16 protein-coding genes are annotated in these 16,137 nt (G+C 33.4%); 5 read left to right on the plus strand and 11 right to left on the minus strand.

The features are described 5' to 3' along the window. Window positions 1–67 precede the first annotated feature (67 nt). A complete protein-coding gene (locus tag PBF_RS23120; RefSeq protein WP_035333161.1) occupies window positions 68–739 on the minus strand; it encodes an SOS response-associated peptidase in 672 nt (223 codons plus the stop codon). A 537-nt stretch (window positions 740–1,276) separates the two neighbouring features. On the opposite strand from PBF_RS23120, the gene PBF_RS23125 reads away from it, so the two are divergent. Then, entirely contained in the window at window positions 1,277–2,134 is an 858-nt protein-coding gene (locus PBF_RS23125) for a hypothetical protein (RefSeq protein WP_051488999.1), read from the plus strand. Window positions 2,135–3,072: 938 nt separating this feature from the next. Here the strand turns inward: PBF_RS23125 and PBF_RS23135 are convergent. Together PBF_RS23135 and PBF_RS23140 are read right to left on the minus strand one after the other, a co-directional pair. Further along, the gene (locus tag PBF_RS23135; RefSeq protein WP_035333166.1) at window positions 3,073–3,780 is read right to left on the minus strand and encodes a hypothetical protein; all 708 of its coding nucleotides are present in this window, start codon (window positions 3,778–3,780) and stop codon (window positions 3,073–3,075) included. 334 nt (window positions 3,781–4,114) lie between these two features. Continuing rightward, the gene (locus PBF_RS23140; RefSeq protein WP_035333168.1) at window positions 4,115–4,336 is read right to left on the minus strand and encodes a hypothetical protein; all 222 of its coding nucleotides are present in this window, start codon (window positions 4,334–4,336) and stop codon (window positions 4,115–4,117) included. 712 nt (window positions 4,337–5,048) lie between these two features. On the opposite strand from PBF_RS23140, the gene PBF_RS26615 reads away from it, so the two are divergent. Further along, window positions 5,049–5,873, plus strand: a complete 825-nt coding sequence (locus PBF_RS26615; RefSeq protein WP_051489000.1) for a hypothetical protein — start codon at window positions 5,049–5,051, stop codon at window positions 5,871–5,873. Between the two features lie 158 nt (window positions 5,874–6,031). On the opposite strand, the gene PBF_RS23150 is transcribed toward PBF_RS26615, so the two are convergent. Next, complete coding sequence (locus PBF_RS23150; protein WP_035333170.1) at window positions 6,032–6,382, minus strand: glyoxalase superfamily protein; 351 nt, start codon at window positions 6,380–6,382, stop codon at window positions 6,032–6,034. 269 nt (window positions 6,383–6,651) lie between these two features. On the opposite strand from PBF_RS23150, the gene PBF_RS23155 reads away from it, so the two are divergent. The 3 genes from PBF_RS23155 (at window position 6,652) to PBF_RS23165 (ending at window position 9,351) form a co-directional block, all read left to right on the plus strand. After that, entirely contained in the window at window positions 6,652–7,143 is a 492-nt protein-coding gene (locus PBF_RS23155) for a hypothetical protein (protein ID WP_035333172.1), read from the plus strand. A 204-nt stretch (window positions 7,144–7,347) separates the two neighbouring features. Beyond that, window positions 7,348–8,013, plus strand: coding sequence for a PH domain-containing protein (locus tag PBF_RS23160; RefSeq protein ID WP_035333174.1), 666 nt, complete (start codon window positions 7,348–7,350; stop codon window positions 8,011–8,013). Window positions 8,014–8,571: 558 nt separating this feature from the next. Next, window positions 8,572–9,351, plus strand: a complete 780-nt coding sequence (locus tag PBF_RS23165) for a hypothetical protein (protein ID WP_035333178.1) — start codon at window positions 8,572–8,574, stop codon at window positions 9,349–9,351. Window positions 9,352–9,663: 312 nt separating this feature from the next. Here PBF_RS23165 and PBF_RS23170 read toward each other — a convergent pair whose 3' ends face one another. From PBF_RS23170 to PBF_RS27240, 7 genes are all read right to left on the minus strand, one after another. Next, the gene (locus PBF_RS23170; protein WP_035333181.1) at window positions 9,664–10,329 is read right to left on the minus strand and encodes a hypothetical protein; all 666 of its coding nucleotides are present in this window, start codon (window positions 10,327–10,329) and stop codon (window positions 9,664–9,666) included. 56 nt (window positions 10,330–10,385) lie between these two features. Beyond that, on the minus strand, window positions 10,386–11,042 hold the full coding sequence (locus tag PBF_RS23175; RefSeq protein ID WP_035333183.1) for a hypothetical protein: 657 nt from the start codon (window positions 11,040–11,042) through the stop codon (window positions 10,386–10,388). Between the two features lie 544 nt (window positions 11,043–11,586). Next, window positions 11,587–12,669: a tyrosine recombinase XerS gene (xerS, locus tag PBF_RS23180; RefSeq protein ID WP_035333185.1), complete on the minus strand. Its 1,083-nt coding sequence runs from the start codon at window positions 12,667–12,669 to the stop codon at window positions 11,587–11,589. Between the two features lie 86 nt (window positions 12,670–12,755). Continuing rightward, window positions 12,756–13,679 carry a hypothetical protein gene (locus tag PBF_RS23185; protein ID WP_035333187.1) on the minus strand — a complete coding sequence of 308 codons (924 nt, stop codon included), beginning with the start codon at window positions 13,677–13,679 and terminating at the stop codon, window positions 12,756–12,758. 258 nt (window positions 13,680–13,937) lie between these two features. Beyond that, window positions 13,938–14,675, minus strand: a complete 738-nt coding sequence (locus tag PBF_RS23190; protein WP_035333189.1) for an adenylate/guanylate cyclase domain-containing protein — start codon at window positions 14,673–14,675, stop codon at window positions 13,938–13,940. Window positions 14,676–14,688: 13 nt separating this feature from the next. Then, window positions 14,689–15,216, minus strand: coding sequence for a hypothetical protein (locus PBF_RS23195; protein WP_035333191.1), 528 nt, complete (start codon window positions 15,214–15,216; stop codon window positions 14,689–14,691). A gap of 496 nt (window positions 15,217–15,712) precedes the next feature. Continuing rightward, complete coding sequence (locus PBF_RS27240) at window positions 15,713–16,018, minus strand: TIGR04104 family putative zinc finger protein (RefSeq protein ID WP_160169285.1); 306 nt, start codon at window positions 16,016–16,018, stop codon at window positions 15,713–15,715. Window positions 16,019–16,137 lie beyond the last annotated feature (119 nt).

Consider the following 16,137-nt stretch of genomic DNA (forward strand, 5'->3'; position numbering starts at 1 on the left):
CCTATATTAGAAAAGTACCCTTAATGATTTTTTGAAACGGCTAATTTAGCCTAGTATGATGAAGATGTTACAAGCTATTCAATGGGGCAAGAATATCGGCTAAATCATTTTTGGGCGAATTCACCATAGTAGAAACGGGATACAAATCCATTTCCTCAGCTGGATAGGGGACAAGTAACGATCTTAAATGCTCTGTATCATCATTTTTAGGATTTAGCCAAATATCATAGCTATCCTGATTCAAGATAACCGGCATGCGATCGTGAACATCCTCAGTGACCTCATTAGGTGTGGTCGTTATTATAGTGCAACTATGTAATGGTTGTTCTCCTTTTTTCCAAGTTTCCCATAACCCAGCGAAGGCAAATGGCTTCTTATCTTTCATAATAAAGCGGTATGGTTGCTTATTACCGTCTTCTTGCTTTTTCCACTCATAAAACCCGTCAGTTAAAATTAAGCATCTTCTACGCTTGAAGGCGTGCTTAAAACTGGGCTTTTCATCGATTCCCTCAGCTCTAGCATTAATCATTTTGTAGCCTATCTTTTCATCTTTTGCCCAAAAAGGAACCAGGCCCCATTTCATTGTACCAGCTCTTCTTTTCTGCCCATCAGAGATTACCGTTAGAATTCTTTGGCTTGGGGCAATGTTAAAGCGAGGAGAGATTTCCTCTGAGAATTCAAAGTCAAAGTATTGCTGCAAAGCTGATATATCTTCAGCAAGTGAAAAACGACCGCACATGTAATTACCCTCCTTATCATCTTTCATATAATTACCAAAAATTGAATAGGTGTAAACTGGAAAAATTCCTATTGTGCACAATTTGTGCATGTGCAGATGTTATTGACGCTTGCTTTCACAGTCATGCACAAAAAAATCTATCTAATCCATAAGGACTTCAAATAATATATCCATTAGTGCAAGAAAGAATTTCATTAAGTACAAATTACACAAGGACCTTCATTGAAAAGCCTAATTGAGAAGGATGGTGTGGATGCCCTATAATAAAAGGGTGACAAATAAAAAACGGATGGATTTCATCATACCTTGGTATGAGTACTCTGCCACCCTTAGATAAATTTACCGCACCTTGATACGGGGTTTTATCCTACCTTAAATATATCGGTACCCTCTTTAATTTTCAATTGGTCTATCATAATTTCTTTATTATTACTTAGAGAATAGGGGATTTAATAAATGATTCACAATATAGAAGTAGCACAGCTCTTAGCAAAAACGTATGTTTAATATGGATTAAATGTTGATGAGTTTATAGTTTTGAATGCATATTGCATGCACAATGGATATTATGGTGAACCAAACTTTGAAGAAATGGGAAAAATGACTGGAAAGGGCAAATCAGAGATTTTAAGAATTCTAAAGAGCCTTTATGAAAATCAAAAAATTTCTTTTGATGGTCAAGCCATTGATATCATGGCGTTGTATAGGAAGCTTAATAGCATCTTAGAAAGTGAAAAGAGCATAGGCAGCCGAATTGCAGAATCACGGTACCAAATGAGGATGATGGGTTCTTATGATGATAATCATATGGGGATGGTTGAATTATACCCTTTAGAGTCCGGTGTTTCTGTTCTTAGCAACACTGGTTGGGGGAGCAGAAAGATGTGGAACAAGGATGATATGCTAAAATTAGCAGATGAAATAAAATCATTTGCAGAGGATGTAACACAGGATTATATAGATAACTATAACTTACAATTAGAAGAAAAGAGAAAATTTGAATTAGAAAGGATACAAGAAAGAAATAAACAGCGGGCTGAAGAGAAAAGGCAAAGAGAAATTCCTAAGCCAGGCTTAATTTTACTCATTCGTTATCCAAATAGTCTTTATCGATTCACTTATTCTACATCGCTTTCATTACAGGCAAAAATTGAAAATATCAAGGTTCAAGAAGGGGATAACATTCAAATTATCCACTCTTTAGAAACTCACGACACACTGAAGTTTTATCATAAGTTTATTGAAACACAGTTTTCAAGCCGTTTGGAAGGTAGATATTATCACTTCACGGATGAAGACGTCCAATATTTCTCAGATGAAAAATTCCCGGCCAATGCTTTGGAATGGTTTAAGGGACCGTCAATAATAGAAGAAGAGATGACGTCATCCAGATAAACTTCTATCTAATAAGAAGAAGCTGCTCGAAGGCAAAAAAGTAACTATGATAGCAAATATTACTAGGAGTTGTATAATATGAGCCCTTCTTAATTTAAGAGGGGTGACACTAATACCCCACTATTCAAAAGACTTTATTTCAAATTCACTACTATTATTCTCACAAATTTAACGTTGGATCACTTTTTTTACGCTAACTATCACACATGTAACGTTGAATCACTTATTGGTATTAATAACACGTTTTTGACCTTAAAACCATCACAATTATCACCTTTTATCTCAGATTCACCATTAAATCTTATATTTTAACGTAGCAAATCACTATTTTAATGTTAACTATCACAAATTTAACGTTGGATTCACTTATCAGTTTTGATATCACGTTTTTTACTTAAATCATCACAGTTATTACCAGGAATCTCACTATTAAGTCTCACATTTTTAACGTATTAAATCACTTTTTAAAATCGAACTATCACAAATTTTACGTTTAATATTGCGCTGTACTGTAGTACCGATAGCTCCTATTTTTTTGTCCATTTCCGCCACAGCTCTTTAGCTGTCTGGTTATATTTCAGAACAGTATACCAAATAAAAGCTATGCATCCTAAGGAAATTCCTGTCGGTATATAACCTGAAAGAACATACATTATAGGCCATGCAATTGTATTTCCAGCAGCCCAGGCCATGCTTAGGCATTCTAGTTTTACTTTTAAGTCACCGTCCATTTCATGCTGCCCCTTTATAGGAAGCTCAATTAGAGCTTGCCGCTTTGTCCATTCTTTTTTCAATTCCTCATATTCTTGATCATACCAAAACCTTAAAGCATCGATGAGTGATCATCGATTGCCAGTTTTACGTCCTCCTAAAAAAGAGAATTAGCTCCTTCAAGTGTTTCACTCTTACCATATTATTATTCGAACATTCACTATAAGCTAATTTACTTTAGCCAAGGAATAGCCATCGAAATATTTTAGCTGACGTTCAATCCATTCCTCTTTTGATATCCCTAGATATTTAGCAAAATCTTTTATATAGGCATCTACGATTTTGTTAGGTTCATTTTTCCCCTTTAGTAATAACCCATCATTGACCTTTCCTAAAATAAAAGGATAATTTCCTTCTTCTGTAGTGAAATCAAAAACATCCTTTTCCTGCTGGATCGTCATATCTATGACACTTCCTCTAACCACAAGCCAGGCATGAACACTGATATGACTCTTCGCGATCATTTCTATTACATTATCTTCTCTGGTTTTATGGTGATAATAGCCTTGAACAAAATGTAAAGAAGTTGGTGTGAAAATTCCCAATTCAAGTAGCAATGTGTAAAGAATAACTGAGTTATGAATACACATTGCTCCCATTTTCGTCCAATGCGAGGCTTCTTTCAAGACCTCTTCGTTAATTTCAGGTTCATCATTTCTGTACAGCAACATGTGCCGGCACAGTTCATATCCATATCCAGTGATTAGTTGGAACTTTTTACTCATCATAAGCTCGGGGGGTAACACCTTTCCTTTATAGACCGACCAATTTTTTTCATGTTTTGCGGAGGTGCGATATGTGGTTTTTAGCTCTTTGAGTATTAATGCTGTTGCCTGACTGATGTTTTTTACATGGCCCATTTCGTCACCATTCATTCATATCCCTCCTAATAAAAATAGAATAACGCCTTCGAGTTATTCCCTTCTAGATTAATATTTTCTATGGGATCTTATTGAAACCCTTCTAAATATTTTATCAATAGGGAGTTTATCCCCATGAGATTCAGCTATATATTAAATTTCCCAGGGGGATCGAAACGAAAAGTTATTTTGGAAGTAGTTTATCTTATCTTCTTTTCTGCTCTTTAAGTAATTTCTACTTATTGATAGAAGCTAAGAGGTGAAACGAACTTTAGCTATGGGGGGAGAATCTTTCGTTGCAAGTATTACCCCAATAAGCAAAATTTAAGCCCTTCTCAAAAGAGATGGGCTAAAAAGTTAGGTACTGATACAATTTTTTTGTTTTGCAATATCCTTTAATATCAGAATCTACATATGTATATCGAGCATCTCCATTTTTGATTGTAATGGTTGCTACTTCCTTTCCATGCAGCACTCCACGCAATTTCCTTTTGGTTTTAAAAAAAAGCAGGCTCAACTGATCATCAGATTCCACATTTCTTAATTTCTCATTAAGTTGGTTAACATTCATAAAATCAACTCCCTTTATGTAATAATTTGTCGTAAAGGGAGAAAGTCCTTGTGTCTATTATGTGAAAAAACAAAAGCTCCCTTCCGGGAGCTTAAAAAGGCAAATTATCCTCAGGTAACACAGGCTGTATGTTCCTCACTATTTCTGTAATATCATTCACTTCATTCCAGGTAACTTTTTCGATAATTGTTTCTCTTTGGCCAGTTTCCCTTTTTTGCTGTTGGATCTATTCATATGAGACTACCGCAACCGCAAAGTTTGGATCATCCCTAAAGTCACGATCTTTGACTAAAAAACTCCCCCGGCTTGAACCTCTATTTCCCTCTATATTAAGTGTTATTTCAATGACGACGTTCATAAATCCTCACTCATTTTTTATTTTTTTGGTATTTCAGTATTCTATCATAAAACATAAGGTCCTATTCAAGTATTCGTGTCAGATCTAATTCTTTAATAGGTAAATGATAAATGGAGGTGAAAGAAACGGTAGGAGAAAAAGTGCTTAATCCAAAAAATAAAAAATCCAAGCATAAGCGATGAAGATCCTTTCCGGGAAGTATTCAGAACTAGGTATAGAGTGCTTTGATTCGTCGGCTCAAAAGAAATTAGAGAATTGATAAAACTATGAAATAATTATGTAACAACCTATCTATTAGTAGAATTTACCATTATACTAGTCTTTAGTTACTATTTTAATGTAGGGGGATGCTTAATGAAAAAGTTGCTCGTAGTAATGTTATTCTTAGGTCTATTTACCTTCACAGGCACAAGTGAAACAGAAGCTTCTTCTAGCCCATGCAGTAAATATTCTGGTCAAAGTAGAATTTGGTGGGATGGAGCAGAGTTAAAATTAGGACAAATAGGAAGACTAACAATCGTAAAAAATACTTCTTTGTTTAAATTAGAGGGAGAAAAAAGAACCTTTGAGCGTACTTTAAAAGCAGGAGAATCATATAGAATCTATGCTTTTAAGCCTGGTATGCTTAGTGTTGGTGGGGGGTTTTACGTTGATCGTAATGAAAAGGTGAAATATGAGACTCCGAGCAAAACAAAGTTGGATGCAGTAGCTTGTATCAACGGTAAACATCCTTCACAAAGCAAAAAAATATATTCTCCAATCTTAGGCAAAGTTACTCTTGGAATGAGTAAACAACAAGTTAAAGAGCAGTCTTCGGGTATCCTCTCTGAAGAGACTTCTGATAGATTGGTATACCAGAACGTGAATATTCTTGGTTATACTGGAATGGTTATATATGTATTTGAAAATAATGCACTGGTAGCCGTCAATGTATATCATGATATTATGGAATCGGTTGATGATTTGAACTTGTTAGAAGCATATTTTGTTACAATGTATGAAAAGATAATCCCTTATTATGGAGATCCGGTTAGTTTAGATACAGATTGGTTGAATGATACTGGAGGTTATAATCTTAGTGCTTATTGGATAACAAATGATCATAATACTTTATTAACTGTCCAGGTCACATATGATTATGATACGTATGGTGGACTTCGTATTTCAATTACAGAGTAACAAAAAGCCCTTCTCGCTCGAGAGGGGCTTTAAATATGTTTCCAGGTTCTTCTTAGTACCATACTCACTACAGATAGTGCGGGGCGTTTCTCTTTACATGCCACATTCAATTGTTTTTTTCTCTTGGTCGGTATTCGAGTAGAATGCTGCAGGACTAATTAGATATCCTCAAAAAAAGAAATTTTATTTGAGAAAGGATCAATGATAGTAAATTCAGTTGTGTTCCAAGGGGTATTTTCCAAATCTGGTTTAACGTTTGCATACTCTTTTTCTAACAATGTAGAGATATATTTTTTTATATTACTGATTTTTATTCGAATGGCACTCCCGGGAGTGGAATCTCCGTGATGTTCGGATAAGTGTATTACTGCATTCTTTAAGGATATCTGAATGTATTTTGGCATGTTCTCTTCAAACTGATGCGTCCAATCCAGTTTAAAGCCTAAATAATCAATATAAAATGCTTCAGCTTTCTCTACATCAAAAATACGAAATATTGGTGTGATCATGTTATCAGCTACCTTTCATTTATATTAGACTTTCTAAGAAAATAATATACTACACATGTGAAATTAAGATGAAGTTACCAAAAAAATGTGATGACCGATTTGAGTTAATAAGAAATCAGAATCAAATAGATGAAACGAATTATTAAAAGTATTTACTAATTATTTACTATAAAAGTTATAATGAAAGTAAAAATGGGAAAAGGTGTTAGTTCGTGTATAACTAGTATTTTTTACGTGCTCTAGGATCACCTTGCAGAAGAGGGGATTAAATGAAAAGAGGATTTTCAATTTTTATTTTACTCATACTTATCTTAAGTGGATGCAGTGAAGATGTGGCGTATGTTCCTGTAGTTGAAAGGTTTAGTGAAGATGAGTTAGTAACAAAAGGAGATGCAACCGGATTAAGAGATGGAATGAGATATGGGTTACAGGATAGGAAGGACTTTGAAGCATCTAAAATGTTATTAGAGGATAAGGATGTAAATCTTAATCCTGATAATTTAGAAGAAATAATTAACCATTTAGCTGGGATGACTTTGTATCAAGCCTTTTATGATTCGTTTCCTTCTGATAAACAGGCCGATAAATACATAGCAGAACACAAACATCAAGGAATGGGATATATTTATAAAGAAAATTTAGGGGGAGAATTTATATCTGCTTATATTGATGGATTTAAAGAAGGTTACATAGATTCTTTTAATGCTACGGAACAAGAAGCAAAGGCATATCAGAAGATGTTAAATGATTTAGATGATTAGAAAAAGAAGAGTAGGTAATTCGAAAGTTTGCTACTGTTCTTTTATCCGGCTGCAACTCAAGTGAAGCAAAGAACAATAAAATGTGAGTAACAATATAGAAGAGCCTTCCTTCGAGGAGGGTGGAGTAAAAGCAGATTCCTATTTTGAAGAGTATGAGTCAGGAAGAGGATAGATTAATTACAGAGGAACTACTTGGAGATGATTTTGAAACCAATTGAAGAAGAATTTGATTACAAGATAGATTATGGAGATGAAGAGGTTGATTCCTCGGAAGACTATGATATATGTAAGTCAATGAAGGGAGAAAATGAGGATATGGGGAAAACAAATGAAGAAATAATAAAACTATGCAGAGAGGTTTATCAGGCACATATTCCAGATATAAATACGCACGTTCGTGACTTTGACACTTCTAACCACCAATTCAAATTAGTGAGTATGTATGATGATGAACAGCTGCTGCTCTGCACTCAGTATTTTGAATCCTTCGCTAAGGTTTGCTACTTCCTTGTAACTGACCGACGATGTATGTTTGTTCAGCCCTCTTTAACCGGTGGAGAAGTTTCATCATTCCCCTATGACACCATTGGGAGTGTAGAATACAAAAAATCCTTTACTAAATCATTGGTCAGAATCCACCTTAAGACGGAAAAGACTCATGAGTTTACGCATTTAAAATGTGATAAAGTTACAAGTGTTCTTCAGCAGGCAATGAATGATTTTAAGCATCCAACAACTCCTCTTTCTGGACCGAATACGAACGAAGGTCCTTTAACACAAATTCAAAAGCTGCATGAATTAAAACTTAGCGGAGCTATAACCAATGAGGAATACACCATGATCAAGCAAAAACTAATCAAAGAGCTTTAACTTGAGGTTATTTTCGGAAGCGTGGAAGCGAGACGAAACCTTTAGGAGAAAAAGAAATCAAATAAATATTTCATAGAAAAAGGGACGGAAATACATCAGTCTCTCCCAGATAACAATAAAATTTGGGATTATCAATCCGGAGGTTCCGACAGAGACTTAGATAATGATAACATGTGGGACAAGATTCAGGAGGATCTGATCGCGATTTAGACAACTAAGCAGCCAATTCATTAGGGAGCGGATAACAATGTGTAGTGTATGTAGAATAAAAAATAGCACCACTGTGGGTTCAGTAGTAATGAATGTAAGGAGATGCTCTTCCAGAACAGCTGGGGACAAAGGGAAACATTTAGCAGAAAAGAGGTCTTGTTTTATGTTACCGAGGTTGCTGCCACGGGTGAGGGAGTCTATGGCCATGTTATTAAAAAGGAAACCGGTAAATTAGGAAGAACGAGGGCACATATAAGAGATTGTGAATATATAAATACTACATACAATTGGGATAACGGTCGATTAACTTAACTATTGGAAAAGTATATATTAAAGGGAGTTAATTTAATGAAGCAAGTAATTTCACTAATACTATTTACCATCCCGGGGTTACTAACATATTTTTGGATTAATTTATTTGGTGTTAATTCAAGTGCTAAGCGCAATAATACTGAAGTTACCGCGATAAGTATATTACTCTGGATTCCTATACTGTGTGTAGTCTTAGTAATATATAATTTGTTAGCGTTGGCATCACATTGGAAGAAAATTCATCCAAGTTTTAATGTTTCGGTATTAAAAAGGAATTGGAGATACATAGATAGTTTGGAAGATTTAACCGTTCTTTCCAGTAGTATTTGGTTTATATTGTTCTACCTTTTAAGCACAATAATAATTAGTTTTTTTCTTGGGAAACTAATATCTAAATATGGATACAAAAAAATGATTGATCAGGTGAATGAGATAAGAATAAATAACAATGTTGCTCCTTTAGGATTACATTCAACTGTATGGGATTCCATGTTTTTAGGCAATGATGCGCAAGTAATAGAATATAAAAAAGATGGAGAATCTATCATTGGCCAATTGATTAAAGTACCGCGGGCGCATGAAGAAAAAAAAGCTATGGGTTTAAAAGCAGTGGAACATTGGGGGAAAGTAATGGAATACTATGACGTTGAAATAGAATTTACATATGTTGACACAGAAAGCGGAATAATAATTAATATTTATAAAAAGGAAAAAGCTATTGAAGCTCAAAGTCTATTTAATGAGAGATTCCCAAATGGAATCACCGATGATTGCTCTACTAGTGTAATCACCGATGATCACTCATCTTCAGTTTGATGAAATCACTTCTTAGGAGTGACGGGTCTTGATGGGCTACTGGTATTAGAAGGCTTATCAGCAGAATGATTTATCTTATCAGGCGGAACACTGCTAGGCCTTGAAATTGGTGTTTGACTTGGTCTTTTTTCCATTTTTTCTCACCTCCTTAAACTATTGTACATAGAGAAACCCCTCGGTTGCAATATAAGGGAGGGGTTTTTTCATTATAGAGAGTAAAGGAAGCGATTTTATATGGTTATGCTATTTTGATAATATGGCTGCTTATTAGTACTATAACTTAATCTTTTCATATCAATTTAGGTAAATTGGCTATTTTCTACTTTCAAGTTCTTGATATAATTTAGTTTCTTCGTTTTTCTCTTTTATTTCGTCATATGCATTTTGGACAACTAATAATCTATCTTGAACTGCTTTGTACTTAAAATATGTAGCAAAAAGACTCCAAAAATATAGAACTACAACTAGGATGGTGAAAATTGTATATATGGAATCTAGGGAATTGCTGGGACTCAATTTTTTTATAAAACTTTGTATTGCTGTTAATGAGGAAAAGTTCTTATTATTTAATAATAGCCCCAGAATAAATACTATTATAGGAACAGGTGAGAAAGATTTTAAGATATCAATATAAAGTTTTAGCTTGTCAGCTATGGTCTTGTATGAGTTTATAACGGTAATTAATTCACTTCTAGGATAAGGGCTTTTTTTTAGTTCTGATACGAAAGTATAATGATCTAGGGATTTTTTTAAAAAGTTAAAGTTGCTTATGGTTCTATAAATAATAAAAATAAATAAACCTGTCCATAAAAATTTCTTTTCATTTAATGTGAACATTATTGGAGAATATGAAGTATAAATGAAAAATACTATTCCACATAAAAATGGTAGTAACTTAATGGTTTCCCAAACGGTAAAATTAATAGCTTGTTTAAGAGCAACTTCTGTATTAATTTTTAATTTTTCATCTGTGTACATTGGTTGACTCCTTAGTATGTTTTGGCACATGCCTATTTCCATATGGTAAAAAGTCTTTAATACATTAAATTATATGTGCAGCCACAAGCACCGCAGGGACAAAGCAGCCAACGACATGAGGTACACTTTATGTCATGGTGGGAATCTAATTCTCTTTTACAATCGAAACAATGGGTTAATCTGTGTGATTGAGGTACTTGTTTAGGAAGAAAGATTTCCAATAGGTTATTAGAGCTACCAATGGGATTTCTTTTGTTGTTGAGCATCATTTGTAAATGGTTTTTATTTCTTTCTTTTATTTCCTTAATCCTCTGCTCTTTTTCTTCTTGTTTTCTCCTGAGACGGGATTCTTCCAGTATGCGTTTTTCTTCAGCTTGGCTCTTTAACTCCGCTTCTTGTTGCTGACGATGTTGTACCATGCCGGCAGCTATATACTTTAAATGCTCGTGATTAGCTTCCGAAAAGATTACATGAATTGTTTTAGTGTTAATATTATAGGTTTTAATATGCTCTATATGGTGGCATACTCCTTCAATCATTCTTACATTATTAAAAAGCGGGAGAAACTGATTTTTGTCCGATTCAGTAAGTGTCCCCAAATTAAGTCCGCTTGCTAAGATCCTAACTTCTTCGTCTATATATATCAATTTTATCTTTGCAAGTACAGAAAGATAATAAATACCAGAGATAGTAAAAGACATTCTTTGTAACATATAAACCTCCGAAATACTTTACTTTTTAGGTATATTATACCTTTGTTTAGAGGGTTGTATAGTGTAAAAGTCATATAATCGGAGGTGTCTGAAATAAGTTTTATCTAGAGGAGAGGGGAAATAATATTTTCAGGGTTCTAAAGCCATAGGATTTGTCATTATTTAAGATTTATCCTCCTGGCTATAGAAACTTTGTGATTAGATGAAAGATAGATGAAAATTATTCAAAGTAATAAATCTGCTCTAGATATTGCCTTAAAGCATTAAACACAAATAAATGACGAATTAATCTAAATATTTTCGAGCAAGGGTTTTTCAGCTTTTATAATGAATTATTGCAAGCACTGTGTTTAGTTAATAGTTGTCTAATAAAGTTTGAACTGATAATCACCCTTAACTGATTTGGTAATTTCTTTAACTCTCTAGCTGATATTGTAGTTTTAGGGTCCGTCCTGATGTAAAAGTGACTCATAAATTTACTTTCTTTAATTTTGGAAGAAAAGGGGAATAGAGGAAGAATAATTCTTCCTTACTAATAGATTGCTTAACTGTCCGCTTTGTCGATACTTTCCTGAATCTCACTCTCAAATACCTTACTATATATCATAGTTGTAGCTGGATCTTTATGATTAAGTATTTTTTGAAGGATCGGGATACTATTAACCTTTTTAATGTGATTCGTTGCAAAGCTATGGCGCAGTTTGTGAGCTGTTACCTGAGGTTTTCCAAATGCCTCAGCGTATTTCTCGATCATCTTTTGCATAGCCCTCTTTGTCATCGATTTAGCCTGGTCTCTATACAAAACGAGGAAAAGGGCAGTTTCATCCTTTGTGGCCCCGTATCGTTGAGATCTAATTTCCAAATAGTTCATAAGATCTTTATGGGCAACTTTGGAGTAAGAGACAGATCTTTTTTCTCCACCTTTTCGAATGACTTTAATCTTCCTGGCTTTAATATCCAAGTCTTTAAGGGTGATACCCTCTAATTCAGCAATTCTTAATCCAGTACCCAATAGTAATGAGATGATAGCAGTATCACGTTCCCGATTTTGACGCCATCTGCTTAATACTCTTTTATTATCCTTCGCTTCATCTGATTCACTAAAGCCGTCATAAACAAACTTCCTAAATAAGCTAATTTCCTCTTCAATTAGAATGTTATTCTGAATACTTTCCACACGGGTATCTTCAGTATTTCCATCCTTTAATAAAGGCAGCTGTGCCATAACATTTCTTTCGATGTATGGTTTCCTTGTTTTCCTATCTGAAGACTTAATTAAGTAATTAAATAAAGACTTTAAAGCAGATAATTTGCGATTTACAGTTGTCACAGCGAGAGGTTGATCATCTTTGTTTTTTTGAGATAGAAGGTAATTCTTATAGTCAGAAACATCTTCCAGGTGTAAATCATTTAAAACCGTAACATCCATATCTCTAATATCTTCAGAAGGGGAAAAACCCTCACGGCTAAGCCAGAAAAGAAACTCTTTAATATCACTTATATAGGAGTTTACAGTGTTTTCCTGAAGTGTTCCTCTATAGGTTTCAAAATATTTAATAGCAAAAAAGGGAAGAACTTCAATTTTCCTGTCTAAATCTTGTTGCTGCTTATCTTTATTTGCAGACATAAGAAACCTCCAATCAATTCGATAAAAATCGACAAATGTTCACAGAAATGCTTTCCTGTGAACATGTTTACATAATTATTTTATGGTTAATTAGTTTTGAAAAAGTCTAAGCAATAGTCACAAAATGCCGCTTCATGAGGGTCATTAGAGTAAGCCAGATTGACTTCACATCTTGCACAAGGTTCTAATTGTTTATGGCTGTATAATACACCGCAGGATAAACAAATATAAGAGAGGCTATGATCTAAATATATCATTGATTGAGAGCTGCAATCTGGGCATTCGTTACAAGGGTCTGTTCCACCATCCTTTATGATTTCATATAGGTTAAAATTTTCATTGATATATGTTTCTGTAAAATCATTGAATTTTGTCTCACAGAAGTAGCAATAAGCTTCACCGCCATCAATAAAAACTGTTTTCTGACTGCAGAGAGAGCATTCCAAGCCATCTATAATTTTCTTTTTAATTCCTTCATCTTTTTCAATGGTAATCAATTTTACCTGCACATACTCTTCGTATTGATGAAGGTAACTAATAATAAGCTGCAGCTTTTCATCGTATTCATCTAAGAGATCATTATGTACCAGTTCCAATTTAATATAAGGAATTAGATGAACCAGAATATTAACAATATGTGATTTTAAAGCGTCCACACGGACATTGACTTGAAAATGTTCCATTTTATTTCTTTCAGATCTTAACCATTCTAATTCAGACTTGAATTCTTCTGAAATAGAGGCATTATGCTCTGTTAACCGCTCTAGGAGCGTAGTATAATTTACTGATTGAAAATTTCCATTTTTTAAACTCTGTTTATTAAATTTATTAGGTTTCTCAAATATAAGTTTTTCGTCAATATGATAAAGCCGCTCTTTGAGAATAAGCAGAACGCCTGAATACAAATGTATTGCTGTATATTTTAATTCATCATTTTCTAAATCATCAAAGGATTTTAAGATAAAGTCAAAGCCATTTTCTAGCATGTTTAATTGGATTTTATCACTCAATATATTCACCCATACTCTATTATAACATATGTTCATCGAATTAGTATTATGTGAACATATGTTGGAGTGGAAATAATTTATTTTTAGCTACTCCTCTCCCATCTCCTTATCACAATCATGAAAATAAGTAATCCAACCATTGGTGTCTTTTTTACTCAAAAAGAAAACCTGACTCAATTGTCAGGTTTAATAATCCTACTTAAAAAATGAGCAATGTTTGTATAATACAATTTTTACGAATAATGACTAGCAGTCTATTTAAACTTCTACATGATAAGTAGTATAGTAGCAATTTTGATAGTCGTATGTTCCATTATAAGTAAATGTGGATTGAGTCCATATTTCCTTAGTACGTGTATAACCAGGAAAGAATTCTTCTTCAACAAATTTTAAATGATCTGAAATATTGTCATAAACAATTTTTGATAGATAAACATGGTTAGGATTTTTTGCTAAATCACTTATTTTTACTGATTTATTTACAGCATTTCCTGCCCAGAACAAACCTTTATTATTCGGATTTCCAGAAACACCAATTTTCGTGCATAGGACTTCTCCATAGTCTATACCTATACCAAAATCAATAGCGGAGTATTTTGCTAAAGTTGAATTAATCCCGCTGCTATCACTTATCATATACTTCATTTCCATAGCAGCTTGGACAGCGTTAGTAATATTTGTTTTACCTGGGAAGAAAACTAACATACTATCCCCATTAAAACTCCTTACCGCACCACCAAGACTACTTGCAATTTTTACTATTGTGTGAAAATAAGCCATATGAATCTTTGCAACTGTACTTCTGTTATGATCATTAAGTATTTTTGTCGAACCCCGCATATCTATATGAAGTACGGTGGCTGTAAATTTTAAACCCTTATTCCCGAAAGTTAATTTGCTGTTTTCTATATCTGGAATATAATCAACTTCTTCAATTTCAAATTTAGTATCTATAATTTCCTCTACTTTTTTGATAATATCATCTTTCAAACCCACTAATAGCACGCTCCTATAAAAGTGTTGTTAAAAAAATAAAAAACAGAAGACATAATATGGAGATAAATAAATAAATAATGGCTGAATTCAATTTCTCCGATTTAGAACTCATAATGCATGAACACTCGTAAACTTGAGCCAATAATTCTTCATCAGATTTATTAATAGGTAGGTCTTTGTACAATGTTATAAACGATTCCTTGCTTATTTTTGATATATGATCAAAATAAAGCACTGATGATTCTTCCTGCGTATAGTTTTCTGCCTTTTTTGCTCTGATAATCTCAAAGAGAATAATATAAATTTGATATATTAAAAGAGATATTAAACTAGCAGAGGACAAAAAGGTTAGCAAAGAAATAAAAACTTTAAATCCATTTAACTCAAATGGATTTATAAATTTCAAATCTTTAGCAAATTCTATGTATGCGGTTATTATGAATCCATAAATAACAAGTATTGCTCCAGCTTTCTGGTCAATAAATCTAATTAGTTCTTGAATATTCTGATGGTTATACTGAGCTAATTGGTATTTGTCCATTTAAATCTCCATCCATTAATTTGGTAATTTTACCATATTTTAATATTACCAAACGTTCATTCGATAGTCTAATATAATAATTCGTAAAATAGGTATTATACGAACATTTATTCCATTATTTTACATCCGCTGATATAGCATAATTCGCTCTTTTTTACGTTTCCCTTTTGGGATCGTTATTATGCGTTCCGGTCAATTAATATCCTCTTTTTTCATGACAACTAACTCTATAAGGAACACAGCCCTGGCATAATGTCATAATGAAAGTAAGTTGCACTCTAGAAAAACCAAAGGAATGTCTCAATTTTGAAGACATTCCTTTTTCTAACTAGAAATTTTTAGTTCCCTTCTTAAATAAAAGTACCCGTTTGTTTAAGTACATTCCTTCACAAACTTGTTTTTTGTTATTTCTTTAATTACAGGAATGCTGCTCCGTTAGTTTATAAAGAAAAACTGCTCGATTAGCAGATAATTTTGAACAAAAGTACCCTTTAGCTTACAGTGAACCCTTCGCACCTTTCTTATATTTTACTAAAAATGGCGAGAACAAAGAACCAATAATCGCCGTGGCGAACAATATAACAATTGTAGTAAAAACTTTATTTAAAGGAGATGCAAACAAACCATATATCCACATTGGTATTATTGTAAAAGAGACGCAAATAAACCTTGAAGGAAATGTTATCTTATATTCTGTACCGCATCTGTCGCAGTTTATTGTGCTATAAAACCAATTAGCCCTAAAAATTATTATCCACTTAAAAGGATTGTTGCAAGTATCGCATTTTTGTATTGTAATCACCCCTATAATTCTTTTTAAAAATATATATTCGTAAGTCTTATTCCAATATCCAACCTTCTTTGACTAACCTGCCCTTTCGTATTATAAGGTCACCAGATATTTCTGGTTGACCATTTTTT

This window comes from Cytobacillus firmus DS1, from assembly GCF_000565285.1.
GTDB classification, from domain to species: domain Bacteria; phylum Bacillota; class Bacilli; order Bacillales; family Cytobacillaceae; genus Cytobacillus; species Cytobacillus firmus_A.

What these genes read in the sequence shown, in the direction of transcription:
- PBF_RS23150 (WP_035333170.1), bottom strand. Translation starts at nt 6,382, where the DNA reads ATGATCACACCAATATTTCGTATTTTTGATGTAGAGAAAGCTGAAGCA.
- PBF_RS23155 (WP_035333172.1), top strand. Translation starts at nt 6,652, where the DNA reads ATGAAAAGAGGATTTTCAATTTTTATTTTACTCATACTTATCTTAAGT.
- PBF_RS23135 (WP_035333166.1), bottom strand. Translation starts at nt 3,780, where the DNA reads ATGAATGGTGACGAAATGGGCCATGTAAAAAACATCAGTCAGGCAACA.
- PBF_RS23175 (WP_035333183.1), bottom strand. Translation starts at nt 11,042, where the DNA reads ATGTTACAAAGAATGTCTTTTACTATCTCTGGTATTTATTATCTTTCT.
- PBF_RS23195 (WP_035333191.1), bottom strand. Translation starts at nt 15,216, where the DNA reads ATGGACAAATACCAATTAGCTCAGTATAACCATCAGAATATTCAAGAA.
- PBF_RS26615 (WP_051489000.1), top strand. Translation starts at nt 5,049, where the DNA reads ATGAAAAAGTTGCTCGTAGTAATGTTATTCTTAGGTCTATTTACCTTC.
- PBF_RS23120 (WP_035333161.1), bottom strand. Translation starts at nt 739, where the DNA reads ATGTGCGGTCGTTTTTCACTTGCTGAAGATATATCAGCTTTGCAGCAA.
- PBF_RS23170 (WP_035333181.1), bottom strand. Translation starts at nt 10,329, where the DNA reads ATGTACACAGATGAAAAATTAAAAATTAATACAGAAGTTGCTCTTAAA.
- PBF_RS23165 (WP_035333178.1), top strand. Translation starts at nt 8,572, where the DNA reads ATGAAGCAAGTAATTTCACTAATACTATTTACCATCCCGGGGTTACTA.
- PBF_RS23140 (WP_035333168.1), bottom strand. Translation starts at nt 4,336, where the DNA reads ATGAATGTTAACCAACTTAATGAGAAATTAAGAAATGTGGAATCTGAT.
- xerS (WP_035333185.1), bottom strand. Translation starts at nt 12,669, where the DNA reads ATGTCTGCAAATAAAGATAAGCAGCAACAAGATTTAGACAGGAAAATT.